This window comes from Pseudorhodoplanes sp., from assembly GCA_032027085.1.
GTDB lineage: Bacteria > Pseudomonadota > Alphaproteobacteria > Rhizobiales > Xanthobacteraceae > Pseudorhodoplanes.
On record JAVSMS010000001.1, the window covers coordinates 3,074,543 to 3,098,908 of the forward strand.

General features: G+C 61.3%; 26 protein-coding genes. 19 read left to right on the top strand and 7 right to left on the bottom strand.

Features of this window, described 5'->3' with window-relative positions; genetic code table 11:
- The first annotated feature begins 3 nt into the window (after nucleotides 1–3).
- From RO009_14835 to RO009_14860, 6 genes are all read left to right on the top strand, one after another.
- Complete coding sequence (locus RO009_14835) at nucleotides 4–789, top strand: enoyl-CoA hydratase/isomerase family protein (GenBank protein ID MDT3686308.1); 786 nt, start codon at nucleotides 4–6, stop codon at nucleotides 787–789.
- Nucleotides 786–1,532: an SDR family NAD(P)-dependent oxidoreductase gene (locus tag RO009_14840; protein MDT3686309.1), complete on the top strand. Its 747-nt coding sequence runs from the start codon at nucleotides 786–788 to the stop codon at nucleotides 1,530–1,532. The genes RO009_14835 and RO009_14840 overlap by 4 nt, the downstream gene beginning before the upstream one ends.
- A gap of 15 nt (nucleotides 1,533–1,547) precedes the next feature.
- Nucleotides 1,548–2,453 carry an enoyl-CoA hydratase family protein gene (locus RO009_14845; protein MDT3686310.1) on the top strand — a complete coding sequence of 302 codons (906 nt, stop codon included), beginning with the start codon at nucleotides 1,548–1,550 and terminating at the stop codon, nucleotides 2,451–2,453.
- A 260-nt stretch (nucleotides 2,454–2,713) separates the two neighbouring features.
- Nucleotides 2,714–3,031, top strand: coding sequence for a hypothetical protein (locus RO009_14850; protein MDT3686311.1), 318 nt, complete (start codon nucleotides 2,714–2,716; stop codon nucleotides 3,029–3,031).
- Nucleotides 3,032–3,143: 112 nt separating this feature from the next.
- Nucleotides 3,144–3,869, top strand: a complete 726-nt coding sequence (locus tag RO009_14855) for a Crp/Fnr family transcriptional regulator (GenBank protein MDT3686312.1) — start codon at nucleotides 3,144–3,146, stop codon at nucleotides 3,867–3,869.
- Nucleotides 3,870–3,944: 75 nt separating this feature from the next.
- Nucleotides 3,945–4,346, top strand: a complete 402-nt coding sequence (locus tag RO009_14860) for a RidA family protein (GenBank protein MDT3686313.1) — start codon at nucleotides 3,945–3,947, stop codon at nucleotides 4,344–4,346.
- A gap of 36 nt (nucleotides 4,347–4,382) precedes the next feature.
- Here the strand turns inward: RO009_14860 and RO009_14865 are convergent, their stop codons facing one another.
- Entirely contained in the window at nucleotides 4,383–4,799 is a 417-nt protein-coding gene (locus RO009_14865; protein MDT3686314.1) for a hypothetical protein, read from the bottom strand.
- Between the two features lie 129 nt (nucleotides 4,800–4,928).
- On the opposite strand from RO009_14865, the gene RO009_14870 reads away from it, so the two are divergent.
- The 9 genes from RO009_14870 (at nucleotide 4,929) to RO009_14910 (ending at nucleotide 12,350) form a co-directional block, all read left to right on the top strand.
- Complete coding sequence (locus RO009_14870) at nucleotides 4,929–5,108, top strand: hypothetical protein (GenBank protein ID MDT3686315.1); 180 nt, start codon at nucleotides 4,929–4,931, stop codon at nucleotides 5,106–5,108.
- Between the two features lie 24 nt (nucleotides 5,109–5,132).
- Nucleotides 5,133–5,714, top strand: coding sequence for a hypothetical protein (locus RO009_14875; protein ID MDT3686316.1), 582 nt, complete (start codon nucleotides 5,133–5,135; stop codon nucleotides 5,712–5,714).
- Nucleotides 5,711–7,432 carry a cbb3-type cytochrome c oxidase subunit I gene (locus RO009_14880; GenBank protein ID MDT3686317.1) on the top strand — a complete coding sequence of 574 codons (1,722 nt, stop codon included), beginning with the start codon at nucleotides 5,711–5,713 and terminating at the stop codon, nucleotides 7,430–7,432. The genes RO009_14875 and RO009_14880 overlap by 4 nt, the downstream gene beginning before the upstream one ends.
- A 30-nt stretch (nucleotides 7,433–7,462) precedes the next feature.
- Nucleotides 7,463–8,335, top strand: coding sequence for a heme o synthase (gene cyoE / locus RO009_14885; protein MDT3686318.1), 873 nt, complete (start codon nucleotides 7,463–7,465; stop codon nucleotides 8,333–8,335).
- Nucleotides 8,336–8,338: 3 nt separating this feature from the next.
- Nucleotides 8,339–9,142, top strand: a complete 804-nt coding sequence (locus RO009_14890) for an SCO family protein (GenBank protein MDT3686319.1) — start codon at nucleotides 8,339–8,341, stop codon at nucleotides 9,140–9,142.
- 74 nt (nucleotides 9,143–9,216) lie between these two features.
- Nucleotides 9,217–10,824 (top strand): cytochrome b N-terminal domain-containing protein, encoded by a 1,608-nt coding sequence (locus tag RO009_14895; protein ID MDT3686320.1) that lies wholly within the window; start codon nucleotides 9,217–9,219, stop codon nucleotides 10,822–10,824.
- A complete protein-coding gene (locus tag RO009_14900) occupies nucleotides 10,817–11,320 on the top strand; it encodes a hypothetical protein (protein ID MDT3686321.1) in 504 nt (167 codons plus the stop codon). Before RO009_14895 ends, RO009_14900 begins: the two co-directional genes overlap by 8 nt.
- A 12-nt stretch (nucleotides 11,321–11,332) precedes the next feature.
- Nucleotides 11,333–11,737, top strand: a complete 405-nt coding sequence (locus RO009_14905; protein ID MDT3686322.1) for a bacteriohemerythrin — start codon at nucleotides 11,333–11,335, stop codon at nucleotides 11,735–11,737.
- Between the two features lie 223 nt (nucleotides 11,738–11,960).
- On the top strand, nucleotides 11,961–12,350 hold the full coding sequence (locus RO009_14910; protein ID MDT3686323.1) for a cytochrome c family protein: 390 nt from the start codon (nucleotides 11,961–11,963) through the stop codon (nucleotides 12,348–12,350).
- A 298-nt stretch (nucleotides 12,351–12,648) separates the two neighbouring features.
- Here the strand turns inward: RO009_14910 and RO009_14915 are convergent, their stop codons facing one another.
- From RO009_14915 to RO009_14925, 3 genes are all read right to left on the bottom strand, one after another.
- Nucleotides 12,649–13,287, bottom strand: coding sequence for a hypothetical protein (locus tag RO009_14915; GenBank protein ID MDT3686324.1), 639 nt, complete (start codon nucleotides 13,285–13,287; stop codon nucleotides 12,649–12,651).
- Between the two features lie 135 nt (nucleotides 13,288–13,422).
- Nucleotides 13,423–17,127 (bottom strand): vitamin B12-dependent ribonucleotide reductase, encoded by a 3,705-nt coding sequence (locus tag RO009_14920; protein ID MDT3686325.1) that lies wholly within the window; start codon nucleotides 17,125–17,127, stop codon nucleotides 13,423–13,425.
- Between the two features lie 652 nt (nucleotides 17,128–17,779).
- Nucleotides 17,780–17,983 (bottom strand): dodecin family protein, encoded by a 204-nt coding sequence (locus RO009_14925; GenBank protein ID MDT3686326.1) that lies wholly within the window; start codon nucleotides 17,981–17,983, stop codon nucleotides 17,780–17,782.
- Between the two features lie 166 nt (nucleotides 17,984–18,149).
- Here RO009_14925 and RO009_14930 point away from each other — a divergent pair, with 166 nt between their 5' ends.
- Nucleotides 18,150–18,560 (top strand): NADH:ubiquinone oxidoreductase subunit NDUFA12, encoded by a 411-nt coding sequence (locus RO009_14930; GenBank protein ID MDT3686327.1) that lies wholly within the window; start codon nucleotides 18,150–18,152, stop codon nucleotides 18,558–18,560.
- A gap of 72 nt (nucleotides 18,561–18,632) precedes the next feature.
- On the opposite strand, the gene RO009_14935 is transcribed toward RO009_14930, so the two are convergent.
- Nucleotides 18,633–19,622: a tripartite tricarboxylate transporter substrate-binding protein gene (locus RO009_14935; GenBank protein MDT3686328.1), complete on the bottom strand. Its 990-nt coding sequence runs from the start codon at nucleotides 19,620–19,622 to the stop codon at nucleotides 18,633–18,635.
- Nucleotides 19,623–19,884: 262 nt separating this feature from the next.
- Here RO009_14935 and RO009_14940 point away from each other — a divergent pair, with 262 nt between their 5' ends.
- Nucleotides 19,885–20,823 (top strand): DUF2155 domain-containing protein, encoded by a 939-nt coding sequence (locus RO009_14940; protein MDT3686329.1) that lies wholly within the window; start codon nucleotides 19,885–19,887, stop codon nucleotides 20,821–20,823.
- Nucleotides 20,824–20,851: 28 nt separating this feature from the next.
- On the opposite strand, the gene aat is transcribed toward RO009_14940, so the two are convergent.
- Nucleotides 20,852–21,529 (bottom strand): leucyl/phenylalanyl-tRNA--protein transferase, encoded by a 678-nt coding sequence (gene aat / locus RO009_14945; protein ID MDT3686330.1) that lies wholly within the window; start codon nucleotides 21,527–21,529, stop codon nucleotides 20,852–20,854.
- A gap of 277 nt (nucleotides 21,530–21,806) precedes the next feature.
- Between aat and RO009_14950 the strand changes: the two genes are divergently transcribed.
- A complete protein-coding gene (locus tag RO009_14950) occupies nucleotides 21,807–22,211 on the top strand; it encodes a response regulator (protein MDT3686331.1) in 405 nt (134 codons plus the stop codon).
- 183 nt (nucleotides 22,212–22,394) lie between these two features.
- Nucleotides 22,395–22,865, top strand: a complete 471-nt coding sequence (locus RO009_14955) for an isoprenylcysteine carboxylmethyltransferase family protein (protein MDT3686332.1) — start codon at nucleotides 22,395–22,397, stop codon at nucleotides 22,863–22,865.
- A 16-nt stretch (nucleotides 22,866–22,881) separates the two neighbouring features.
- Here the strand turns inward: RO009_14955 and accC are convergent, their stop codons facing one another.
- Nucleotides 22,882–24,240: an acetyl-CoA carboxylase biotin carboxylase subunit gene (gene accC / locus RO009_14960; GenBank protein ID MDT3686333.1), complete on the bottom strand. Its 1,359-nt coding sequence runs from the start codon at nucleotides 24,238–24,240 to the stop codon at nucleotides 22,882–22,884.
- Nucleotides 24,241–24,366 lie beyond the last annotated feature (126 nt).

Genomic DNA, 24,366 nt, shown 5'->3' on the forward strand with positions numbered 1-24,366 from the left:
CGGATGACAGTCGCAGATGGCGTGGCGATGATCACGCTGGATCGACCGCCGGTGAACGCGATCAGCGAGGAATGGCTCTGCCAGTTCAACGGATTGCTCGATGAACTCAACAACCGTTCCGATTGGAGAATTCTGCATCTGCGGTCGGAACAGAAGGTGTTTTGCGCCGGCGCCGATCTCAATGAAATGCGTGATCGAATGGGCACACCGGACGGTCCGGACCGCATGTACTCGTATGTGGCGGCGATCCAGCGGCTGTTCGCGCGGATTGAAACCTTGCCGCAGGTCACGATCGCCGAAATCGGCGGAGCCGCGCTGGGGGGCGGACTTGAACTTGCGCTCGCCTGCGATCTGCGCATCGCGGCGAACGAGGCCAAGCTGGGGCTGCCGGAGGCGCGCCTCGGTCTCATTCCGGGGGCCGGCGGAACCCAGCGCCTGACCAAGCTGTGCGGTCGGCCGGTTGCGGAGCGGCTGATCCTGGGTGCCGAAATCATCGATGGCGCCAAAGCGCACGAACTGGGTCTTGTGCAATGGGCGGCACCGTCCGCCAAGCTACCCGAGCGTGCGCTCGAAATCATCCGCCGCGTATCATCATTGCCGGCCGGCGCGCTCATTGCGAGCAAGATGTGCATCGCCGCAGCCAGCGACGGCGGGCGCAACGGCTATTCAGAAGAACTTGAAGCGACACGCCGCCTGCTGGCGAGCACCGACACCCGTCAGCGCGTGGAGGCGTTTCTCGCCGGCGTGACGAATGACTGGGGACAGATCAAGAAAGGAAACGCGCGATGAGGCTCGAGGGAAAAACTGCTCTGATCACTGGCGGGGCGTCAGGGATCGGCCGCGCGACCGTCCTGGAGTTCGCCCGCAGCGGCGCGTCTGTGATATGTGCCGACGTGAACGACGAGCAGGGAATGGCTCTGCAGCGAGAGGCCGCCAGCACAAACTTCGCCGTGGAGTTCGTCCATGTCGATCTTTCCAGCTCCGAGTCCATTCACGATTGCGCCTCGAAAGTGCTGAACAAGCATCCGCGCGTCGATATTCTCGTCAATGCCGCCGGCTGGAACGACATTCAGCCGTTTATCGAGAACAAGCCCGGTTATATCGATCGGGTGATTGCGATCAATCTCGGCGGGACCGTGCATCTGACACATGCACTGCTGCCGTCGATGATCGCCGCCGGGAAAGGCAAGATTGTCAATGTATCGAGCGACGCCGGGCGCGTCGGCAGCAGCGGTGAGACGGCCTACGCCGCCGCCAAGGGCGGAGTCATCGCGTTCACAAAATCGCTCGCGCGCGAGATGGCCCGCCATTCCATCAATGTGAACTGCGTCTGCCCAGGGCCGACCGACACGCCCATGCTGCAATCGCGGCCGGAGAAGCTCAAGGAGGCGTTCGTCCGCGCGATTCCCTTCAAGCGGTTCGCCGAGCCGCGCGAAATTGCAGACGCTGTCCTGTTTTTTGCCGGACCGCGTTCCGACTATGTCACCGGCCAGGTGCTGAGTGTGAGCGGTGGTCTCACGTTTGCGGGTTGAAAGAGGAGATTGATGATGTCGAAAGATAAGGCCGTTGCTGCGAAGTCAGGGAACGGATCAGCCGCGCCCGACACGAGCAAGCGCTTCCGCCCGCAGCGTGTTGATTTTGCAAACTTCAAGCCGCGTCACTTCCTCTGGCAGCGCGACGGCAAGGTTGCGACGATCACGCTCAACCGGCCCGAACGCAAGAACCCGCTGACGCTGGAATCCTATGCTGAGTTGCGGGACATGTTTCGCGATCTGGTCTATGCGGATGACATCAAGACGATCGTGGTGACAGGCGCGGGCGAAAATTTCTGCTCCGGCGGCGACGTGCACGAGATCATCGGCCCTCTGGTCGAGATGCAGCGTCGCGGTGACATGAGTGGACTCCTTGCATTCACCCGGATGACAGGTGATCTCGTCAAGGCGATGCGCGCCTGTCCGCAACCGATTGTCACGGCGATCGATGGCGTCTGTGCCGGCGCGGGAGCCATCCTCGCCATGGCCTCCGATCTGCGTTACGGCACCGCCCGCAGCAAGACCGCCTTTCTGTTCGTGCGTGTCGGCTTGGCCGGCGCCGATATGGGAGCGTGCAACATGCTGCCTCGGATCGTCGGCGTCGGCCGCGCTTCCGAGCTGCTGTATACGGGCCGCTCGATGGACGGGAACGAAGCGGAGCGCTGGGGTTTCTTCAACAAACTCTGCGAGCCGAACCGCGTGCTCGAAGAAGCGCAGGCGATGGCAAAATCACTGGCGGACGGTCCGACCTTCGCCCATGCCATGACCAAGCGCTGCATCCATCAGGAATGGAACATGGGCGTCGATGAATCGATCGAAGCCGAAGCGCAGGCGCAAGCCATCTGCATGCAAACCAAGGATTATGAGCGAGCCTACGAGGCGTTTGTCGCCAAGGCCCGACCGGCCTTCGAGGGCAACTGAGATCGGGCAGGCTGTTTGATCCGGCAGGACCTCCTGCCGGATCGTTCCGCAAGTATCAGGAGAAAGATCTACTCGGCTGTCAGGCGATCGCGGGGCTCAGCGGAATCGGACGTGCGGATGGTCAAGACCGTGCACAGATCCATCGATACGATGTGCTCACGCATCATTTTCGCAAACCTGTTGCGAAGGTGAGACTGGGTCCTCCGCCAACTGCTCTGGTAGAGATGCGACGCTTCCGCACATAGCCGCAACAGGGACTCATGCTCGGCCTGATGTTTGATGCACAAGGGTCGTCCGACCTCGGCCAGCAGCATCCTTTCGCGCTCGAAATGCCCTTGCATGGCTTTTTTCAGCCGGGCGAGGTGAAGGGGAAATTCAAGCCGACTGCAGTTCACCGCCCGCAGCCAAAGGTCTCCGATAACCGCATGATCGGCATCGATGTCCGGGTGACCCAGGCTGTGGCGGCGATCGATAAGAGGAGTGCTCATCCCGACGGTTCCGCCGCTAATATCTGTACTTTATCGTACGATAACGAAAGCGGGAGAGGGAACCCCATTAAGGAAATTTATATAGACTAACGCCAATTGAGTTTGATCCAGATCAAAGCATGTGGCGGTATTCCGAAATCTTTTGTTGTATGGCTTCCACTAGGCTCGCCATTGAGAGATCGCTGGATTAGCAAAGACCCAGATGAGCGCTCTGACCCCGGAAGACATTGAAATCGTCTCGCGTATTGCCGTTTTCGGCGGCTTGCAGCCGGAAACCCGGAGTCGATTGATTGCTCCTGCCACTATTGTCACGCTCAAACATGGCCATCCGCTGTTCCGACAGGGCGATCCGGGAACCGCCTTCTTCATCGTGGTCGAAGGCTGGATCAAGCTGTTCCGGATCACCATTGCCGGCGAAGAGGCGGTCATCCACGTCCTGACCAAGGGCGAAAGCTTTGCCGAGGCAGTCGCCTTTACCGGCAATCGATATCCGGCAACGGCCGAAGCGGTCAGCAACGCGCGCGTGGTGCGCATCCCGGCTGATCATGTCGTGCGATGCATACGCGATACGCCAGACATCGCCCTGGCCATGATCGCCTCGACGTCATCGCATCTGCGCTTGCTGGTGCAGCAGATCGAGCAGCTCAAGGCACAAAGCGGCATACAGCGCGTCGCCGAATTTTTGGTGTCCCTGTGTCCGAGCGACTGCGGAACGCACACGATCGCGTTGCCTTACGACAAGACACTGATCGCAGGACGTCTCGGCATCAAGCCCGAATCGCTGTCCCGCACCTTTGCCAAGCTGAGAGCGGTGGGCGTGGAAGTGCGCGCGTCGCATGTGATCGTCAAGGAAGTGGCAAAACTTCGCGATCTTGCGGACAGCGAGCACATCAGGATTCCGAGTAACGGGGGCTGCGCGCGGCGCTAATCGCGATGCCGTTGATTGAGATGGCAGGTCCTGCGGAAGAGGGATGCATCCGCGTGATTTTTGGGAGGGTCGATAATGTCTGCACGCGTTCTGCTGCCGGAAGGGTGGGCGCCGCCGATTGGCTATGCTAACGGCCTTGAGGTTCCCGCGGGCCGGATCGTATTCATTGCCGGCCAGGTCGGCTGGGATGCGCAGCAAAAATTCCAGACTGAAGAACTGGTGCCGCAATTCGAGCAGGCGCTGAAGAATATCCTGGCGATTCTTGCCGAAGCCGGCGGAAAGCCGGAGCATATCTGCCGCATGACGGCCTATTGCATCGACAAGCCCGAATACCTCAAACGCCGGTCCGAGCTGGGCGGCGTCTGGCGCCGGCTGATGGGCAAGCATTACCCCGCGATGAGCATGATCTTTGTCAGCGATTTGCTTGATGCGCCCGGAAAGATCGAGCTTGAGGCCACGGCTGTCCTGCCTCGCTGAGAGGCTTGGCCATGCGAATGGCCAGCCGGAAAGCCGTCAGCGCAACAGTGACCTGATCTTTGGCAGTACGGCGGCCTGCCAGCGGCTGGCGCCGGACTGCTGTTCGACAATTTCTCCGTCGGCGACAACGAGCCAGAGTGGAACCCCCGTGCCGGGGCTGAGGCGGTCGCGGAAAGCGCGAAGATCAGCCGGCCAATATTCGTCCTTGAGGAGATCGAACAACGCCGGAGACTTCACTTCGCGGTAGGTGATTCTCTGGAATTCCGCTCCCGCCTGGAAAAGCGCGCCGTCCTCGCGCTGCCATTTGCGGCAGGGCGCACAATCTTCCGCGCCAACGTAGAGAAGGGTGACGTCGTGCGCGCCGGGTGATGGGGAATTGCTTGTGGCAATGACCCACGTGGTCACGATGCCCGCGATTGCAAATCCAGCGATCACACTCTTCCGGCTGCGCATCAGCCGCGTCTCCGGCGTCTTGTCCCCATCTTGAAAATGATCTTTGACCGGCCACCAAGGTGCCTTGACTGATGTCAAGTACGCATCGCGCGAGGAGGAGTTAGTTTTAGCAAACAATAGAGGTTTGCCATGACGACGAAGGATTCAAGTCCGGCTGCGGCTCACCAAGATGAGAGTGAACCCATCCCGCTGATGCAGCGGATCCTCGACAACCCGCTTCTGCTGCTTTTCCTCGGCGTAGCGATTCCAACGCTGCTCTATCATTTGTGGGCCGTGATGGAGATCGTGGCCATACCGCTCGCGAAATAACCTAGGCAGTCAAGGGGAAACATTATGGCCGTCGCACCGCCCGAACACCGAATCTGGTGGAAGGAGCCTATCGAAAAGGTCGAGCTGATCTGGATCGGTCTCGCCTTCCTGTGGTGCCTGTTCATGTTCGGCTTCATGATCGCGTGGCACTTCATCGGCCAGCAGAATCTCAGCCCCGAAGCCTACAGAATTTCGCCTTCGGCCTATGAACAGAAGGTCGACGAGTTCACCAAGAAGCACCAGGTGCGCGAGGAGCAGGGCGTGCCGGTGGTGAAGCCGCCGGCGGGTTCGGACATCTATATTCTCGGCAGACTCTGGCAATGGTGGCCGATCCTGGAATTGGAACAGGGGCAGAGCTACCGCTTCCATATTTCGTCGATCGACTGGCAGCACGGCTTTTCGCTGCAACCGATCAATATCAATCTTTCCGTTCATCCAAACTATGAGCATGTGCTTACCCTGACGCCGACTGACGTTGGCGAATTCGGCATCATCTGCAACGAGTTTTGTGGGATCGGCCATCACCAGATGACCGGCAAGGTTTACGTCGTTCAAAAGAAGGCCGAAACGGGGTCACGCATGGCTGAAGGGGAGAAGCGGCAATGACAGCGGAAACCACCGTTGGCGTCGCCAGAGCGCCGTCCGAGTCGCGGACCTGCCAGTTCACCGGACTGCGCGTCGACATCGCCGCGCAGACTTTGATCAAGGCAAACGCCGTCGCTGCGGTCATTTTTCTTGCGATAGGAGGTTTGATGGGCCTCCTGGTCGCGCTCACGCGCTGGCCCGCCGTGCACCTTCTGCCGGCGGAATGGTTCTATCTCGTGCTCACCGGACATGGAGCCAACGTTCTCCTGTTCTGGATCATCTTCTTTGAGATGGCGGTGCTTATCTTTGCATCCACCATTCTGTTGAATGCCAGACAGGTAATGCCGAAACTCGCCTGGCTCGGTTTTGTCCTCATGGTCGTTGGCGCGCTGATGACGAATGTCTCGGTGCTGCAGGGCGAATCAACGGTGATGTTCACCTCCTATCCGCCGATGATGGCCAAGCCGCATTTCTATCTGGGCTTGATCCTGTTCGCCGTCGGCGCGCTCATCGTCACCGGATTGTTCTTCGCTAACCTGATCGTGGCGAAAGAGGAGGGCGCATTCCAGGGCTCGATGCCGCTGGTGACCTTCGGGGCGATGACCGCGGCCATCATCGCCGTGTGGACGATCTTGTCAGGCGCGGCGATCCTGCTTCCGACATTGCTGTGGTCAATGGGGTGGATTTCTGACGTCGATACGCTGCTCTACAAGGTGGTGTGGTGGGGCATGGGCCACGCATCGCAGCAGGTCAACGTGTCGGCCCATGTGTCGCTGTGGTATCTGGTCGGCGCGCTGGTCCTGGGAGCGAAGCCGCTGTCGGAAAAGGTCAGCCGGACCGCATTCTTTCTCTACATTCTCTTCCTGCAGCTTGCCTCGGCGCACCACCTGCTTGCAGAGCCGGGCTTGTCCGTCAGCTGGAAGATCGTGAACACCAGCTACATGATGTACCTCGCCGTGCTCGGGTCGATGATCCACGGTCTCACGGTGCCGGGATCATTTGAAGCCGCGCAGCGCAAGAACGGCTATGACAAGGGCGTGTTCGAGTGGCTGCGCAAATGCCCGTGGGGGAATCCGGCCTTTTCCGGAACATTCCTCTCGCTCGTGATGTTCGGGTTCATCGGCGGTATTTCCGGTGTTGTGCTCGGCACAGAGCAGCTCAATGTGCTCATGCACAACACGATCTACGTGCCCGGCCATTTTCACGGCACGGTGGTCACCGGCACGACGCTCGCCTTCATGGCGGCAACCTATCTGGTTCTGCCGTTGATCTTCCAGCGCGAAATCATCTGGCCGAAGCTGGCCAAGATCCAACCCTATCTGTTCGGGATCGGAGCTGCCGGGATTTCGCTGTTCATGATGGGGGCTGGCACGCTGGGCGTTCCGCGCCGTCACTGGGACATCACGTTCAGTGATGCGGAGCTGTCTTTCGCACACTCGGCCGGCGCTTTCCTGATGATGGGGCTCAACGGTATCTTCGCCATCATCGCGGCTCTCGGCGGTATCCTCTATGTGCTGATCGTAGTCGGCACGGTATTGTGGGGGCAGAAGATCACGAGCGGTCACAAGCTGACCTTCCCGCTGCATGCGGGTGGTGGCGCCGTTGCCTCGCATTACGGCAGCTACATGCCGCCCAAGCTGCCTGGGACGATTGTGCTGGTGGCGATCTTCTTCGTCTCCTTCGTGCTCTACTACTTCATCAACTGGAAGTATCTCTCTGAACTCTGGCTGTTCCGGTAATCGGCACCGCCGGACTAAAAGGAAGGAATTATGCTCGCCGCGCTTCGCATCACCTGCTCGCTCCTGAAGCTCAGGATCGGTGTTGCGATCGCGGCGAGTGCACTTGCGGGTATTGCAGCGGCGGAGGGACCACATCTGTCCCTGATTCAGGCGTCAGCACTGACATTGGCGGTGCTTGGGGCCTCCGGCGCTGCTGGCGCGTTCAATCACTATTATGAACGCGAGACAGACCGCCAGATGACGCGCACGCGGTCGCGGCCCTTTGCCAGCGGTCTTCTGCGGCCGAGCATAGGGTGGCCGATCTCCTTTGCTGTTTTGCTGATCGCGTCGCTGGCGCTTGCGGCTGCTGCAGGCGGCCTTGTGTCGTCGTTGTATGTATTCCTTGGCGCCTTTACCTATGGCGTCGTCTATACGGTGTGGCTCAAGCGACGCAGCGTCTGGAACATTGTATTGGGCGGCTTGGCCGGAAGTTTCGCGGTGCTGGCCGGTGCGGCCGCTGTGAATCCCACATTGCAGCTTTATCCGGTGGTGCTGGCGCTCGTGCTGTTCCTGTGGACGCCGCCGCATTTCTGGAGCCTGGCAGCGGCCAAGGCGGACGACTATGCCAAGGCTGGCGTGCCGATGCTGCCGGTTCGGGTCCCGGAGCGGGTCTGGACGCTCGCCATTCTGCTGCACACGGCGGCTCTCGTCGCAATCTCCCTGATTCCGCTCTGGTATGGGAGAGGCCCGATCTACGGCATCGGTGCAGGTCTGGGCGGAGCCTGGTTTCTCTGGAAGAGCGTTGAGCTCTACCTGCGGCCCAACCGGCAGACAGCGATTAGCAATTTCTTCGCCTCGCTGATCCAGTTGGTGCTTCTCGTTCTCGGGGTGGTGCTCGACTCGGTCCTGCAACCCTTCGGTTAGGCCATGCGCAGAACCGCGCTTCTTGCCCTCTGGATAGCTGCGTCGCTCGCGGCGCCGTCGGCGGCGGCAGCAGATACGGCGGCGGGCCGACTCGATCCGCAGCGCGTCATCGAGCGGAGCGAGGCGGCCATCGGGCGCAGCATGGGCGCCTATTCGCTGACCGCCACGACCGGACAGACCATTTCGCTTGCGGCGCTGCGGGACAAGCCGCTCGTCGTGAGCATCGTCTATTCCGCCTGCAGTTCAGTCTGCCCAATCACAACGCAGCATCTGATCAGCGCCGTGGAGCAGGCGAACCAGCTGTTCGGCCCGGACCGATTCAATGTGCTCACCATCGGCTTTGATGCGCGCAACGACACACCTGCGCGGATGGCGCATTTCGCTTCGACCCAGGGCATCACGGCCCCGAACTGGAAAGTCGCGAGCGCCGACGCCGGGACCATCAGCGCCGTGCTTCGGGACTTGGGCTTCAGCTATGCAAGCGTTGCCGGTGGTTTCGACCATATCACGCAGACCACCATTCTGGACCGGGACGCCAAAATCTATCGTCATGTCTATGGCGACGAATTTCCAATTCGCATGTTCATGGAACCGCTGCGCGATGTCGTCCATGGCAGATCGGCGCCTCTGACAGTCTCCGGGTTTGTGGACCGGCTCAAGTACATCTGCACAACCTATGATCCGGGGGCAGGCCGCTACAAAACCGACTATGGGCTGGTATTCGGGAGCGCAATGGGCGGCATTTTGCTGTTGATGTTCGGCCTTGTGATTCTGCGGGAGTGGCGCAAGACGTGTCGCAGCGCATGAGTGTTGGTTGTCCCTTGACAAAGACGGTGCCTCTCCGACCGTTATGCTTATACTAACGATAAGGAGAGACTGATGTGATCGGCGCAGTGCGGGCCGTCTTACGGCGAGGATTCGAACTGATCGAACAGCCGTTCGACGCGGTATTTGGGCCGTCGCTCAATCCCTTGAAGCAGCTCGGCGCTCTCGGCTTTTTTTTCTTTTGGATCGTCGCCGTCAGCGGCATCTATCTGTTCATTTTTTTCGATACCGGCATCGAGCAGGCATATTCATCCGTCCAGTATATGACGGTGGATCACTGGTATCATGCCGGCGTGATGCGCAGCCTGCATCGTTACGCCTCAGACCTGATGGTCGTGATGGTGGCGACTCATCTGCTGCGTGAATTTGCATACGACCATTATCGCGGAGCGCGCTGGTTCTCCTGGTTCACCGGACTGCCGATCATTTGGCTGCTCTATGCGAGCGGCATTACCGGCTATTGGCTGGTCTGGGACCGGCTCGCCCAGTATGTCGCCGTCGTGTCATCCGAACTGCTCGACTGGCTGCCGATCTTCGGCGAGCCGATCGCGCGCAATTTCATATCGACCGGCACACTCACCAGCCGCTTCTTCACGCTGATGGTGTTCATGCATGTCGCCGTTCCGCTGTTCCTGCTGTTTATCATGTGGGTTCACATCATCCGGATTTCGCGTCCGAAGGTGAATCCGCCGCGCATGCTCGCCGGCCTTTCGCTCGCGGCCCTGATCGCCGTGTCGCTCTGGAAGCCGGCGGTGTCGCAAGGCCCGGTGGATCTCAGCAAGGTGACGGCTGAAATCGGCCTCGACTGGTTCTTTCTGCCGCTCTATCCGTTGACCGATATCTGGGGAAATGGGAGTGTGTGGGCCTTTCTCGCTGCGTTTTCGGTGATGATCGGCTTGATGCCATGGCTGCCGCCGCTGCGGCGAAGCAAGGTGGCAGAGGTCAATCTTGATCACTGCAACGGCTGCACCCGCTGCGTCGAGGACTGCCCCTACGAAGCCATCAGGATGGTTCCGCGCACCGACGGGTTGCCGTTCCCGGCGCAGGCGCAGGTGAATCCGTCGCTGTGCGTTTCGTGCGGCATCTGTGCGGGCGCGTGCCCATCGTCGACGCCATTCCGGCGCACCGAAGATCTGGTCACGGGCATTGATCTGCCGGACTATTCCATCAAGATGCTGCGCGAGCGGACAATCGCGGCCTGTCAGGCGTTGCAGGGCCCCACCAAGGTCCTCGTTTTTGCATGCGAGCACGGAGGCGCCGCAGGACGCGTCGATGGTACGGTTCACCTGCCGTGTGTGGCCATGGCGCCGCCTTCGCTGATCGACTTTGTGCTGAGCCGCAAGCTGGCCGACGGTGTGGTGATGGCCGGTTGCGCGGAATCGGCGGGCTTCAACCGTCTCGGCATTGAGTGGACGAAGCAGCGCTTCGCCGGCGCGCGTGATCCCTATTTGCGGGCGCGGGTTCCGCGCGAGCGCGTAGGCACGGTCTGGGCGTCGGCGCTGGCACAGAGCAAGGCCAATTCTGAAATCGCCGCCTTCACCGAGCGGGTCGCGGCCCTGCCGCCCGTGACATTGCAGTCGCCGCTGCCGCCGAGCAGCCCTTCGCCACGGCTGCGGTCGCAGCCTGCGCGTGTTTCGGAACCGGCGGAGGTGGCGGATGACTAGTTGGCTGCGACATGCCGGCCAGTTCATATTGATCGCCGCGCTGTTTGCGGCTGTCGCGGCCTTTTCGAACTGGCCGACCTACCGGACCATTCCTGAGGGACATGCGGTGATCATGCTCAGCTTCGTGCACGGCTCTGATCGACGCGCGGAATGCCGCCGCCTCAGTCCCCAGGAGATTGCAAAGCTGCCTCCCAACATGCGGCGTGTGCAGGATTGCCCGCGCGGCCGGCGGCCGATCTATATTGAGCTGGATCTGGGAGGGCAGACGGCATTCAAGGCCAGCCTGGCCCCGACCGGCATCGCCGGCGACGGTCCCTCGAAAGTCTACGAGCGCTTCGTTGTCCCCGCTGGCGAACACGACATTGCGGTACGTATGCGTGATACATCTCGTGCCGAGGGTTTTGATCACGCCCGCAAGGAGCGGGTGACGCTTGCCGCCGAGCAGATGCTTGTGGTCGACTTCCGGGCTGAGAGCGGTGAATTCGTATTCCGCTGAGAGGCGAGGGTCATGGCGCTGTTGCAATGGAAAGACCAGTACAGTGTCGGCATCGAGGCCGTCGATCATGAGCATCGCGAGCTGATTGACCTGATCAACCGCTTGCATGAGGAGTTCACAACCAAGCGCTCAAAAGATACGGTTGAGGCGTTCTTCGGCGATCTGTTCCGAGGCATTTCCGCTCACTTTGCGCTCGAGGAGCGGTTCATGCGTGAGCAGCGCTACGGCGAATTACCTCAGCACAAGGCGGATCACGAGCGCCTGCTCGACGAAATCCGCGACATCATGGAAATGACGCGGGAGAACGATAGCCTCGGCCAGGCCGAACTGGCCAGGCGGCTTGATGCATGGTTCTCGCGGCATTTCGAAACCCACGACGCGGCCCTGCACAAGGCGCTTGGTACGCATCCGCATTGACGGCGGTGACGTGAAGATCGCAGGCGTCGTACAAAATTCTCCGTTGAGTTTGCCCCATAGCAAACTATAGCTCGGCTTTTGCTCATGCAGAGATGGGCTTGATTGAAGTCAAGGCACTTCAGCTGCGTCATGGGGGATAGCTTCTCTCAAACGAATGCCGTCACTGCCGCATGAGAAGCGGGAGAGGTCGGCAGGGGACGTGAACATCAACGCGGGGCTGAGCATGGTGACGATCAGACTTTTGGCGGCTTTCTCTGTGATTGCGCTCGCACCGAGCCTCGCTTTCGCGGACGACCTTGCGGCCGGTGCAAAAAGTTTCAAGAAATGCACGGCGTGCCACGATGTTGGCCCGTCGGCGAAGAACAAGGTCGGCCCGCTCCTGAACAATCTGGACGGCCGCAAGTCCGGTACGGTTGAAGGCTATAATTATTCGGCCGCCAACAAGAATTCCGGCATCGTCTGGAACAACGAGACATTCCTTGAATACATCAAGGACCCGAAGGCCAAGATTCCCGGCACCAAAATGGTGTTTGCTGGCATCAAGAACGAAACGGAAGCGCGCGATCTCTGGGCCTATATCAAGCAGTTCGGTTCGGACGGGCAGAAGAAATAGAAGCTGCGAAAAGGTCGAGGAACGGGCCCCGCAGGCAGCAAAAAAACGCCCGTCCGAAAAGACGGGCGTTTTCGTTGCAATATCAAATTCAAACGATTGCAGACCATTGAAGTTCGATCCGATATCATCAGCACCTACCGCGCAGCCGTCGTCAAACGCGCTGCAAAGGGGGCAGGTGCTGGATGTGAGCGCATGAAAGATAGTCGGAAGAGTCAGCAAACTCATCTCGCTGCACGTCCACTCTCTGGTGTCAGAACAGCCTGACAGTTCCCACGCGCTGAACGATAGGCAGCGCGCCTCACGCCTGCCCGCGTTTGGCAACAGGCCTTAGCAAGCCGACCAATCCGACCATCATAATAAGGCCCGCCCACACAATAGATGCTTCTTGTTGCTGTTCCGCCAAGTGCATTCCGGCGGCGCAAACGAGCCATCCGTACAGAGCCAGAAAGCCCATTCCGGATATGGCGACCTTGATGAACATGCCGAGCGACAGGGACGTGAGGGCGGCCTTGTGGAATATATAAGAGCCGGCAGCATTCGGGTGAAAGCCCATAAGCCACGGCGCCCAGCGGCCGAGCCAATGGGTTGCGGAAGCTCGGCTGGCACGGGCTCCAATGATTGATCCGGCCGCGAAGCTCACGAACAGTCCCGCCGTCGAGCCGAGCCACACCGCCAGGAGCAGAGGTGTCAATTGTGCGGCCGAACAGCTGGTGGACAACAGCACCCCCAGGATCAGAAAGGTGCCGGGAAAATAGAAGCCGATCAGATAGATCGCTTCCAGTGCGGATGCGACAAAGACAAAATAATTATTCGGAGCGAGATAGAGCCTGATGAAATCGAGAGGCCGAAAATCCGTGCCGAGAATGAGTGCGATGCAAAGCGCGCCGCCGAACAGATGAATCCAGTAAACTAGGCGCGAGGGCGGCGTGTCGTTCATACGGCACGCCTACCGGCGCAGTATGGTCGCAAAATGTCGCTTCGGCTTCGACCAAAGGAAAGGCCGGTTCCAAGGTACCGGCCTTTCTGAATCACGATGTGTGAGCTGCCTGCTCCTGCTGCCAATTCCTAGACTCTACGAACACCCCGTCGTCGATCCGCAGGTATCGCACTTCATGCAGGTGCCGTTGCGCACCAGTGTGTAGTTTTGGCATTCGCTGCAGGGATCGCCTTCATAGCCCTTGGCTTTCGCCTCCGCGCGTTTTTCGGCGGCGGCCGCTTTCGCGGTTGCGGCCGGCGTCTGCCAGGGCAGGTTCTCCAGCGCCTGCGCGGGGGACAGTTTCTGCTCCGGCTCGGCCTTGAGCGCCACCGCGCCCGAGAAGGCGGTCACGTTGCCGGTGGGCTGCGGCGCGGCGGCCGCCTGCTGGCCGGAACCGCCCGACATGACAACGAGCTTGTCGGTGCGCGAGCGGGTGAGACCCTTTGACAGATATTTGGTTGCGGGATTGGAGGGCGCCTTGCCTTCCTCCACGCCCTTGCCGAGCGCGTCGAACTGGCCTTCGGTCGGATCGACATGGGCGAGATCGAAGCGGCCCATATAGCTCACCGCGAGTTCGCGGAAGACATAGTCGAGGATCGAGGTCGCGAACTTGATCGAGTCGTTGCCCTGCACCGGGCCCGAGGGCTCGAAGCGGGTGAAGGTGAAGGCATCGACATATTCGTCGAGCGGCACGCCATATTGCAGGCCGAGCGAGACCGCGATCGCGAAGTTGTTGATGAAGGAGCGCAAGGCCGCGCCTTCCTTGTGCATGTCGATGAAGATTTCGCCGAGGCGCCCGTCATCGTATTCGCCGGTACGCAAATAGACCTTGTGGCCGCCGACCACGGCTTTCTGGGTATAGCCCTTGCGCCGATCCGGCATGCGCTCGCGCTCGCGGATCACGGTGACGCGTTCGACCACCTTCTCGATCACACGCTCGGCGAGCGCCGAGGTGCGCGCCGCCATCGGCTTGTCGAGGAAGCTCTCGACATCTTCGTCCTCATCCTCCTCGTCGGCGATGAGCTGGCTCTGCAGCGGCTGGCTGAGTTTCGATCCGTCGCGGTAGAGCGCGTTGGCCTTCAGCGCCAGCTTCCAGGACAGCATGTAAGCCGACTTGCAGTCCTCGACCGAGGCCTCGTTCGGCATGTTGATGGTCTTGGAGATCGCGCCGGAGATGAAGGGCTGCGCCGCCGCCATCATGCGGATGTGGCTCTCCACCGACAGATAGCGCTTGCCGGTGCGCCCACAGGGATTGGCGCAGTCGAACACCGCGTAATGCGCAGGCTTCAGGTGCGGGGCGCCTTCGACCGTCATCGCGCCGCAGACATGGATGTTGGCGGCCTCGATCTCGCGCTTGGTGAAGCCGAGATGGGTGAGGAGATCGAAGTTCGGATTGGCGAGGTCGGCCGGCGAGACGGAGAGGGCGTCGCGCAGGAACTGCTCGCCAAGCGTCCACTTGTTGAACACGAACTTGATGTCGAAAGCCTTCGGCAAGGCCTGTTCGACGAGTTCGAGCGCATCCTTAGTGAAGCCCTTGGCCTTCAGCGTCGAGTGATTGATCGCCGGCGCGTTGGAGAGATTGCCGTGACCGACGGCATAGGCCTCGATCTCGGCGATCTCGGCTTCGCCGTAGCCGAGCGCTCGCAGCGCCTCGGGAACGGCGCGGTTGATGATCTTGAAGTAACCGCCGCCGGCAAGCTTCTTGAATTTCACCAGCGCGAAGTCGGGCTCGATGCCGGTGGTGTCGCAATCCATGACAAGGCCGATCGTGCCGGTCGGCGCGATCACAGTCGCCTGCGCGTTGCGATAGCCGTGCTCTTCGCCGAGCGACAGTGCCTTGTCCCAGGCGAACTTGGCGTGCGCGACGAGCTTGGGATCGGGACAATGCGCGGCTTCGAGCGGCACCGGCGCGACCGAGACATGCTCATAGCCGACGGCAGCTCCATAAGCCGCGCGGCGGTGGTTGCGCATCACCCGCAGCATATGCTCGCGGTTCTTCTCATAACCGGGAAAGGTACCGAGCTCGGAGGCCATTTCCGCCGAGGTGGCGTAGGAAATGCCGGTCATGATCGCGGTCAGTGCGGCGCAGATGGCGCGGCCGGCATCGGAGTCATAGGGAATACCCGACGACATCAGGAGCCCGCCGATATTGGCGTAGCCGAGACCGAGCGTGCGGAATTCGTACGAGAGCTGGGCGATTTCCTTGGACGGGAATTGCGCCATCAGCACCGAGATTTCGAGCACGATGGTCCACAGCCGCACCGCGTGCTCGTAACCCTCGACGTCGAACTGCTTGGATTGCTCGTCACGGAAGGTGAGCAGGTTCAGCGAGGCGAGATTGCAGGCCGTGTCGTCCAGGAACATGTATTCCGAGCACGGATTGCTGGCCCGGATCTCGCCCGAGGCTGGGCAGGTGTGCCAGTCGTTGACGGTCGTATGGTATTGCAGGCCGGGATCGGCGCAGGCCCAGGCCGCATAGCCGATCTTCTCCCACAGCGCGCGCGCCTTCAGCGTCTTAGCGACGCCCTTCTTATTGCGCCAGGTGAGGTCCCAGTCGCCGTCGCTCTCGACCGCCTTTAGGAAGTCGTCGGTGACGCGCACCGAGTTGTTTGAATTCTGGCCGGAGACGGTGAGATAGGCCTCCGAGTCCCAGTCGGTATCATAGACCGGGAATTCGATGTCCTTGTAGCCCTGGCGTGCGAACTGGATCACGCGCTGGATGTAATTGTCCGGCACGAACATCTTGCGCGCCGCCTTGATCTCGCGGCGGAGGGCAGGGTTCTTCTCCGGATCAAAGCAATCGTCGTCCGAACCCTCGCAATTGACGCAGGCCTTCAGGATCGCCTTCAGGTGCTTCTGGTTGATCCTGGAGCCGGTGACGAGGGAGGCGACCTTCTGCTCCTCCTTCACCTTCCAGTCGATATATTGCTCGATGTCCGGATGGTCGGCATCAACCACAACCATCTTCGCCGCGCGGCGCGTGGTGCCGCCCGACTTGATCGCGCCGGCGGCGCGGTCGCCGATCTTCAGGAAGCTCATCAGGCCGGACGACTTGCCGCCGCCCGACAGCTTCTCGCCTTCGCCGCGCAGGCGCGAGAAGTTCGAGCCGGTGCCGGAGCCGTATTTGAACAGGCGCGCTTCGCGCACCCACAGATCCATGATGCCGCCTTCATTCACCAGATCGTCGCTGATGCTCTGAATGAAGCAGGCATGCGGCTGCGGATGCTCGTAGGCCGAGTCGGACTTCATCAGCTCGCCGGTCTCGTGGTCGACGTAATAGTGACCCTGCGAGGGGCCGTCGATGCCATAGGCCCAGTGCAGGCCGGTGTTGAACCATTGCGGCGAATTCGGCGCGCACATCTGCATCGCCAGCATGTAGCGCAGCTCGTCATAGAAGGCCTGCGCGTCGGCCTCGCTGTCGAAATAGTGTCCCTTCCAGCCCCAATAGGCCCAGGTGCCGGCAAGACGGTCGAACACCTGCTTGGAGGAATGCTCACCGACAAAGCGCTCGCCTTCGGGCATCTCGGCGAGCGCCGACTCGTCGGCCACCGCGCGCCACAGGAAGGAGGGAACAGAATTCTCTTCGATCTTCTTCAGGCGCGCGGGCACGCCAGCCTTACGGAAATATTTCTGTGCCAGAACATCGGACGCCACCTGCGACCAGAATTCGGGGACCTCGACATTGTCGAGCCGAAACACGACGGAGCCGTCCGGATTCTTGATCTCGCTCGTGGTCAGACGGAATTCGATCTCCGCGTAGGGAGACTGACCCTCTTTGGTGTAGCGCCGCTCGATCTTCATCGTCTTCTTTCGTCCCGTTCTTGCGCCGGCATTATTGCACCGGCCCTGCACCGTGGCGCGGGTCCTGTCCGCTGCGCCGCCCGGCCCGTTTCTCTGTTGTCAGTCTCATCCTGTACGCAACGCGGGGAACCGTTGTTTCGGCCACCCCTTTCTCTCCCGCGGCGGTAATTAGCCACCGCAGGTCACGCAAAACCCAGCCCCGCCAAGGTCATCCCGGCAGGAGTCCAGTCTCTCCAAGCTGTTGTTGAAGCCGCGGCCGGAGACTTCGGACTACTTCCGCCGAGGTGGACGCAAAACCTAGGACAGACTCGCCAGATACGTCAAGTAATAGTCGGAGAGTCTGAATCAAACACTAAATCTGGTGTTTCGCCTGTTAATTCCGGGGACGACTCGTCCGCCGGTGAGCCGAGTATCGGCGCGGTTTTCCGGATTCGCCAAGCGCAAAAACGGATCCCCTGTGGCTTGCGGTTATAAGTTCGGAGAGGCCCCAAAAATGGGGCCTCGGAGCCTTGCTTGATCCAAGGCAGGGCGGCAGGGCGCAGGTATCCCGGTCGCTGCGCGCGGCTGTGCCGATCCGATCGCGCACCGATTCTCATCGTGCTTTCATTGGCTTACGGCAGGACAATGCAGCAAATATCCGGGACCGGGCCGTTTATTCCTGAAGAATGAAGGTCACCTTCAAATTCACCCGATATTCGTCGATCTTGCCGTCCTTGATGACGCATTTCTGGTTCGCGACCCAGACGCCCTCGACATTCTTCAGGGTCTGCACCGCCCGTGTGATGCCAACCTGGATGGCGTCTTCAAAGCTCTTCTTGGATGCGGAAATGAGTTCGGTGACGCGGGCGACAGCCATGAAATCCTCCCGGGAAATAGCTGGAAATGAAGCTGTTGGGCCGACGGCTTGAGCAACGACAAAACAAGTTGTTTTGGGGCCGGGCGGTTCCATGCGGGCCTGTTGGCCGCGCTGGACATCAGCGAGGGCAGGTGGCATTCAACCCGCAGTAAACGGACGGACAGCGATGAAAAGCCTGCTGCTGAAAATCTTTACCTGGTGGAACGGCCAGACGCTCAATACCCAGGTCTGGACCTGGCTCTATGGCGAGCTCGTCGGCACCGATGAATTCGCCAACCGCTATTACCGCACCAAGGGCGGCAAGATCGATCCGGTACTCGGTTTCGAGCGGCGCTGGGTCATCTACAACGGCTATGCCGAGGCCTCGACCATTCCGCCGGCCTGGCATGGCTGGATCCATCACATCGTCGATGTGCCGCCCACAGAAGAACAGTACACGCCGCGCGCCTGGCAGAAGCCGCATCGTCAGAACATGACTGGCACGCCCGGGGCTTATCGGCCGTCAGGTTCCACGTTGGTGCATGGTCGCCGCCCGAAGGCGACGGGCGACTACAAGGCCTGGACGCCGGGGCGTTGATCGGCACAAACCGCAAATAAAAACGCGGCGCCATCGGCGCCGCGTTTTGCTTATGGGAGCCTGCGCTCGCGCCTACATCGTCCCGGCAAGGCCCAGCTGCTTCACGAGAGAGCCCCATTTCTCGCGTTCGGAGGCGAGATATGTCTGGATACCGGCGACATCAGGCGTGTCGACCGGAATGAGGCCGATCTTTTCCGTGAGCTTGATCATCTCCGGGTCGGCCATGATCTTCTTCATTTCCTTGTGCAGCCGTTCGACGACGGGCTTCGGGGTGGCGGCCGGCGCAAACAACATATGCCAGGACACCGCTTCGAAATCCGGCGCCTTGGCCGCTTCCGCGAAAGGCGGCACGTCCGGCAGGGACGGAATGCGCGTTGTCGCGGAGACCGCGAGCGCGCGCAGCTTGCCGTCGCGGATCAGCGGCAGCGAGGCGCCGGCTTCGGCGAAGCCGAGCTGCACATGTCCGGCGGCGATGTCCTGGATGGATTGCGGCGTGTTCTTGTAGGGCACATGCGTGAGCTCGAGCCCGAACCTCTTCTTCATGTATTCGATGGAGAGATGCTGGGCGACGCCGGCGCCGGGCGAGGAATAGCTCGGCGGCGTCTTGCTCTCTTTCACATATTTGATGAGCTCGGAAACCGACTTGGCGGGCAGATCGGGATTCACCACCAGAATGAAGGGCGACTTTACGTAGAAGGAGATCGGCACGAAATCCTTCACGTGATCATAGTTCACCTTCTTGTAGAGGACCGGGTTGATCGCCATCGCCGACGAGGTCGAGACCAGGAGCGTGTAGCCATCCGCAGGCGCGGTCGCGACCGCGGCGGCGGCGAGCATCAGCGCGGCGCCGGGGCGATTCTCGACCACGACCGGCTTGCCGAGCGCGCCCTGCAGCTTGTCGGCATAGATCCGCACCAGCGAATCCATGCCGGAGCCGGCGGCGAGCGGGACCACAATGGTCACGGGTTTGGTTGGATAGTCCTGCGCCCGCGCGGGCAAGCTGACCGTAGCGGTCATCGCCAACGCGCCGACAAGCGCGCAGCGGACGTGTGTCCATGTCATTTGAAACCCTCCCATCATCGCACCGCCGCGGCGGCACCTATCGTCTTCTCGGCATCCAGGCCGGGACGATTTGTTGCACGTAACAATGCGCGCTAGAAAACGCGCCGGCAAGGCGGACTTTGGAACCCATGTCCCGTGTGGCAGGACAGCCGGCGGCAACCCAAGGTTCCGGCTTCGCCGGCATCGCCCTTCCGCCGCCGCATTCGGCGTGTTAACCGGACACCACCATCCGCGGGGCCAGCGGTTTGACCGGGACTTTTCCATGCATTCTGCGCTGAAACGACTGACCGGGGCAGGCCGGACTGCCGTCGCTTCGGCTGCGATTCTGGCCGGCTGCTCACTGCCGGTTTTGGCTCAGTTCGGCACCATTTTTGGCGATCCACCGCCGCGGCCGCCGGCCAACGTGCCCAGCCGTCCGCCGGTAGCGGACCCGCGCGACGACCAGTTTTTCGAAAGGCGGCAGCAGCCGCTTCCGCCGCGCTCTCAGCAGGACCCCTCCGGCCGAATTGGCCCGGGCCGGCCGCCATCGCAGGCGATCCAGAGCGAGCCGCTGGCACCGCCGCCCGGCGGCATCGCCGCGCCGGAACCCTCGCGCCAGGCGACGCCGTCCCCGACGCCCGGTCTGCCGCCGGGCGTGCGTCAGCCGCGCGGTACGCCGCAGCCGGCCAACACCGCCCCGCAGCCGGGCGACGAAATCATTTCCGAGCCGCCGACGCAAAAGATCGAGAACCAGCAGGCGGTGTTCTCCGGTCTCGACAAGATCACCGGCCGCATCATCTCGTTCGATGTGGCGATCGGGGAGACGGTGCAGTTCGGTGCGCTGCAGGTGGTGCCGCGCGTCTGCTATACGCGTCCGCCGACCGAGACGCCGAACACCGACGCCTTCATTGAAGTCAGTGAAGTGACCCTGCAGGGCGAGGTGCGCCGCATCTTCACCGGCTGGATGTTTGCAGCGAGTCCGGGCCTGCATGCGGTGGAGCATCCGATCTACGACATCTGGCTCACCGATTGTAAGCAGCCGCTGACCAAGGTGGCGGAAGATCCGCCGCCTGCGCCGGCGCCGCAACCCGCGCCGCAACGTCAGCAGCCACAGCCGCGTGCCCCGCAGCAATCGCAGCCGCCGGCACAGCAGCGTCCACAGCCGCGGCCCCAACAACAACCGAGTTCGCTCGAGCGCGCCTTCCCGACGCCGATCCGGTAGATTTTTCGCTGCAACAACGGGAACGCAATTACGCGATGTGGTCGAGCGTTTGCGCGCCGGTCACGGGGCCGTCGCCGATCGCAAAGAAATCGCCTTCGCCAGTGAGTGCCGTTTCCAGCATCCTGTGATAGCGGAGCTTGGAGATTTCGACGGCGCCAAACGTCTTCAGGTGATCGGTGACAAACTGGGTGTCGAGCAGAATGAATCCGCCCACCCGCAGCCGCGCCACCAGATGCACCAGCGCAACCTTCGATGCGTCGCGCGCGGTATGGAACATGCTCTCGCCGAAAAAGGCGCGACCGAGCCGCACGCCATACAATCCGCCGACCAGGGTGTCGCCGTCATATGTCTCGACCGAGTGGCAATGCCCGATCTCGGCTAGCCGGAGATAAAGCGACCGGATGCGGCGGTTAATCCAGGTGCGGGTGCGATCGGCGGCCGGCGAGGCGCAGCCGTCAATCACGGCCTCGATATCGCGATCGACGTGGACGGTGTAGCGGTCACTGCGGATGGTGCGGGTGAGCCGCTTGGGAACATGGAACCTGTCCAGCGGAATGATCCCACGCTCGTCCGGCTCGATCCAATAGATCGAGGGGTCTTCTGCGCTTTCCGCCATCGGGAAAATGCCGCAGGCATAGGCCTTCAGCAGCACCTCCGGGGTGATCTCGACAAAGCCGGTATCTCGCGCGGTTTCGCGGCTGGCCATTTTTTTTATGTAACCCTCCGGGACGGGGAAGGGAATTGGCGATTAGGCCGCAACCGGCAGCGCTTGAATGTTCCGGAAGTGGACATCCCGGAACTGAGTTCCCGCGTCCCCTGGGGGCACGGAACTGCCGCCCCGGGATTGCCGGTTAACACGCGGTTATCCATGCTCCCGTTAAATTCTCGACACTTTAAGAACAAATGAGCCCGACAGCCTTTTTCCCCTAGTAGCGTTGCGTATGGGGAAGTCCATGGACGGGGTCCAATTTGACGAGTCTGGAATGGACGAGTCCAGTCAATCTGTCTGTGTCCTGCTGGTTGAGGATGAAGGACTGATCGCAGAAATGATCAGCCTTGCTCTGGAAGACCGGGGCTACCGCGTCTGCATTTCCGACAACGCCGACGATGCGCTGCGACTTCTCGCTTCCGATGAGCCAATCGATATCCTGTTCACCGATATCAATCTGCCGGGCAACATGGACGGCGCCGTCCTCGCCGTGAAAGCGCGTGAGATACGGCCGGATCTGCCCGTCATCTTCGCATCCGGTCGTTGGAGCCTTTTGGACAAGCTGCAGACAATTCCGCATTCTGCCATTCTGCCGAAGCCGTACAGCGTCACCCGCGCCTGCGAGGCGGTGAAACTCCTGCTTGATGGCGCGCGTCCGGCGGAGTCGCTATCCGTTTAGCTTGTCCATGAAGTCCAAGGGCAGCGGGAACACGATCGTCGACGAGCGTTCGCTTTGGCGATAGCAATCGCTACATAGGTGGCAAAACGCCATTCCCAACGAAAGAGGAAATTCACTGGCCGGTCATCACAAGGGCGGTGGGATCACGGGTCCGGGCTATGATCTCCTCCTGCATGCTTCGCCATGAGTGACCCTGCAGACACCGCCAATGTTATCATTCGGCCGCCGATCGCGTGGGCGCTTGCGGTGCTCGTGGGGCTCGCCCTGCAATGGGTCGCGTCCTTGCCGTTCCTGCCGGCCTCAGTACCCGCAGGCTGGGTCGGCGGGATGGTGTTCGTCCTTGCGCTGGCGCTGCTCGCCTGGGGGATCGCTACCATCACCAGGGCCGGCTCGAACGTGCCCACCAACATGCCGGCCACCACCATCGTCCAGACCGGACCCTACCGCTTCACGCGCAATCCTATCTACCTCGGCATGTTTCTTGGGCTTGTCGGTCTCGCCATTGCCTTCGACAGTCTTTGGCTGCTCGGGACGCTCGTGGCCTTCGTCCTCGTCATTCGCTACGGCGTGGTCGCCCGCGAGGAAGCCTATCTCGAGCGCAAGTTCGGCGATGTCTATCGCCACTACCGCACGCGCGTACGGCGCTGGCTGTAGGGGCGATTGACGGGCCCTAGCTCAAGTTGTCCATGCCGCCTTGCGCGAGGAAATGCTCGAGCCAGTGGATCGAGTAATTGCCGTCGAGAATGTCCTGGTTGCGCACCAGGGTGCGGAACAGCGGCAGGGTGGTTTCGACGCCGTCGACGACGAATTCATCGAGCGCACGCTTCAGCCGCGCCAAACATTCCTGCCGCGTCTTGCCGTGCACGATCAGCTTGCCGACCATTGAGTCGTAATGCGGCGGGATCTTGTAGCCCTGATAGGCGGCGGAATCGACGCGCACACCCATGCCGCCGGGCGGATGATAATGCAGGATGGTGCCGGGCGAGGGACGGAAGTTAAACGGATTTTCCGCGTTGATCCGGCACTCGATGGCATGGCCGTGAAACTCCACGTCGGCCTGTTTGCAGGGCAGATCGCCGCCGGCCGCAACCCGGATCTGTTCCAGGATCAGGTCGATATCGGTGATCATCTCGGTCACTGGATGCTCGACCTGGATGCGGGTGTTCATCTCGATGAAATAGAACTCGCCGTCCTCGTAGAGAAACTCCACGGTGCCGACGCCGAGATACTTCACGTCGCGCATCGCCTTTGCGACGATCTCGCCGATGCGGTCGCGCTGCGCAGTGTTGAGCGCAGGAGATGGGCTTTCCTCCAGCACCTTCTGGTGTCGCCGCTGCAACGAGCAATCGCGCTCGCCGAGATGGATGGCGCCGCCGCGTCCGTCGCCCAGCACCTGGATTTCAATGTGGCGCGGTTTCTGCAGGTATTTTTCGAGATACACGGCGTCATCGCCGAAGGCGGCCTTCGCTTCCGAGCGCGCGGTCGAGAGCGCAACGCTCAATTCCTGCTCTGAATAGGCGACCTTCATGCCGCGTCCGCCGCCGCCGGCGGCGGCTTTCACCAGCACCGGATAGCCGATCTCCTTTCCGATGCGCAAAGCCTCATCGTCCGAGGTGACGCCGCCTTCCGAGCCGGGCACGACCGGAATGCCAAGCCGCTTGGCCGTGCGCTTGGCCTCGATCTTGTCGCCCATCAGGCGGATGTGTTCGGCCTTGGGACCGATAAAACCGATATTGTGCTCGGCGAGAATTTCCGCAAAGCGCGCATTCTCCGACAGGAAGCCGTAGCCGGGATGCACCGCGTCGGCGCCGGTGATCTCGCAGGCCGCGAGCAGGGAAGGGATATTCAGATAGCTGTCGCGTGCGGCAGGCGGCCCGATGCAGACGCTCTCGTCGGCGAGGCGTACATGCATGGCGTCGGCATCGGCGGTGGAATGCACGGCCACCGTCGGGATGCCGAGTTCCTTGCAGGCGCGCAGCACTCGGAGCGCAATCTCGCCGCGATTGGCGATGAGGATCTTGTCGAACATCGTTATTTGTACCCTCGCACCGTCATCCTGAGGTGCCCGCGCGGTGCGGACCTCGAAGGAAGGCGGCAACGGACGGGCCGTCGTCCGTGGAGGCTCGGGCGTCGACCGAGTGCCTCCGGGTGACGG

Excerpts from the sequence above, each read along its gene's own strand:
- RO009_14835 (MDT3686308.1), top strand. The coding sequence starts at position 4 with ATGACAGTCGCAGATGGCGTGGCGATGATCACGCTGGATCGACCGCCG.
- RO009_14840 (MDT3686309.1), top strand. The coding sequence starts at position 786 with ATGAGGCTCGAGGGAAAAACTGCTCTGATCACTGGCGGGGCGTCAGGG.
- RO009_14845 (MDT3686310.1), top strand. The coding sequence starts at position 1,548 with ATGTCGAAAGATAAGGCCGTTGCTGCGAAGTCAGGGAACGGATCAGCC.
- RO009_14850 (MDT3686311.1), top strand. The coding sequence starts at position 2,714 with ATGCTCGGCCTGATGTTTGATGCACAAGGGTCGTCCGACCTCGGCCAG.
- RO009_14855 (MDT3686312.1), top strand. The coding sequence starts at position 3,144 with ATGAGCGCTCTGACCCCGGAAGACATTGAAATCGTCTCGCGTATTGCC.
- RO009_14860 (MDT3686313.1), top strand. The coding sequence starts at position 3,945 with ATGTCTGCACGCGTTCTGCTGCCGGAAGGGTGGGCGCCGCCGATTGGC.
- RO009_14865 (MDT3686314.1), bottom strand. The coding sequence starts at position 4,799 with ATGCGCAGCCGGAAGAGTGTGATCGCTGGATTTGCAATCGCGGGCATC.
- RO009_14870 (MDT3686315.1), top strand. The coding sequence starts at position 4,929 with ATGACGACGAAGGATTCAAGTCCGGCTGCGGCTCACCAAGATGAGAGT.
- RO009_14875 (MDT3686316.1), top strand. The coding sequence starts at position 5,133 with ATGGCCGTCGCACCGCCCGAACACCGAATCTGGTGGAAGGAGCCTATC.
- RO009_14880 (MDT3686317.1), top strand. The coding sequence starts at position 5,711 with ATGACAGCGGAAACCACCGTTGGCGTCGCCAGAGCGCCGTCCGAGTCG.
- cyoE (MDT3686318.1), top strand. The coding sequence starts at position 7,463 with ATGCTCGCCGCGCTTCGCATCACCTGCTCGCTCCTGAAGCTCAGGATC.
- RO009_14890 (MDT3686319.1), top strand. The coding sequence starts at position 8,339 with ATGCGCAGAACCGCGCTTCTTGCCCTCTGGATAGCTGCGTCGCTCGCG.
- RO009_14900 (MDT3686321.1), top strand. The coding sequence starts at position 10,817 with ATGACTAGTTGGCTGCGACATGCCGGCCAGTTCATATTGATCGCCGCG.
- RO009_14905 (MDT3686322.1), top strand. The coding sequence starts at position 11,333 with ATGGCGCTGTTGCAATGGAAAGACCAGTACAGTGTCGGCATCGAGGCC.
- RO009_14910 (MDT3686323.1), top strand. The coding sequence starts at position 11,961 with ATGGTGACGATCAGACTTTTGGCGGCTTTCTCTGTGATTGCGCTCGCA.
- RO009_14915 (MDT3686324.1), bottom strand. The coding sequence starts at position 13,287 with ATGAACGACACGCCGCCCTCGCGCCTAGTTTACTGGATTCATCTGTTC.
- RO009_14920 (MDT3686325.1), bottom strand. The coding sequence starts at position 17,127 with ATGAAGATCGAGCGGCGCTACACCAAAGAGGGTCAGTCTCCCTACGCG.
- RO009_14925 (MDT3686326.1), bottom strand. The coding sequence starts at position 17,983 with ATGGCTGTCGCCCGCGTCACCGAACTCATTTCCGCATCCAAGAAGAGC.
- RO009_14930 (MDT3686327.1), top strand. The coding sequence starts at position 18,150 with ATGAAAAGCCTGCTGCTGAAAATCTTTACCTGGTGGAACGGCCAGACG.
- RO009_14935 (MDT3686328.1), bottom strand. The coding sequence starts at position 19,622 with ATGACATGGACACACGTCCGCTGCGCGCTTGTCGGCGCGTTGGCGATG.
- RO009_14940 (MDT3686329.1), top strand. The coding sequence starts at position 19,885 with ATGCATTCTGCGCTGAAACGACTGACCGGGGCAGGCCGGACTGCCGTC.
- aat (MDT3686330.1), bottom strand. The coding sequence starts at position 21,529 with ATGGCCAGCCGCGAAACCGCGCGAGATACCGGCTTTGTCGAGATCACC.
- RO009_14950 (MDT3686331.1), top strand. The coding sequence starts at position 21,807 with ATGGACGAGTCCAGTCAATCTGTCTGTGTCCTGCTGGTTGAGGATGAA.
- RO009_14955 (MDT3686332.1), top strand. The coding sequence starts at position 22,395 with ATGAGTGACCCTGCAGACACCGCCAATGTTATCATTCGGCCGCCGATC.
- accC (MDT3686333.1), bottom strand. The coding sequence starts at position 24,240 with ATGTTCGACAAGATCCTCATCGCCAATCGCGGCGAGATTGCGCTCCGA.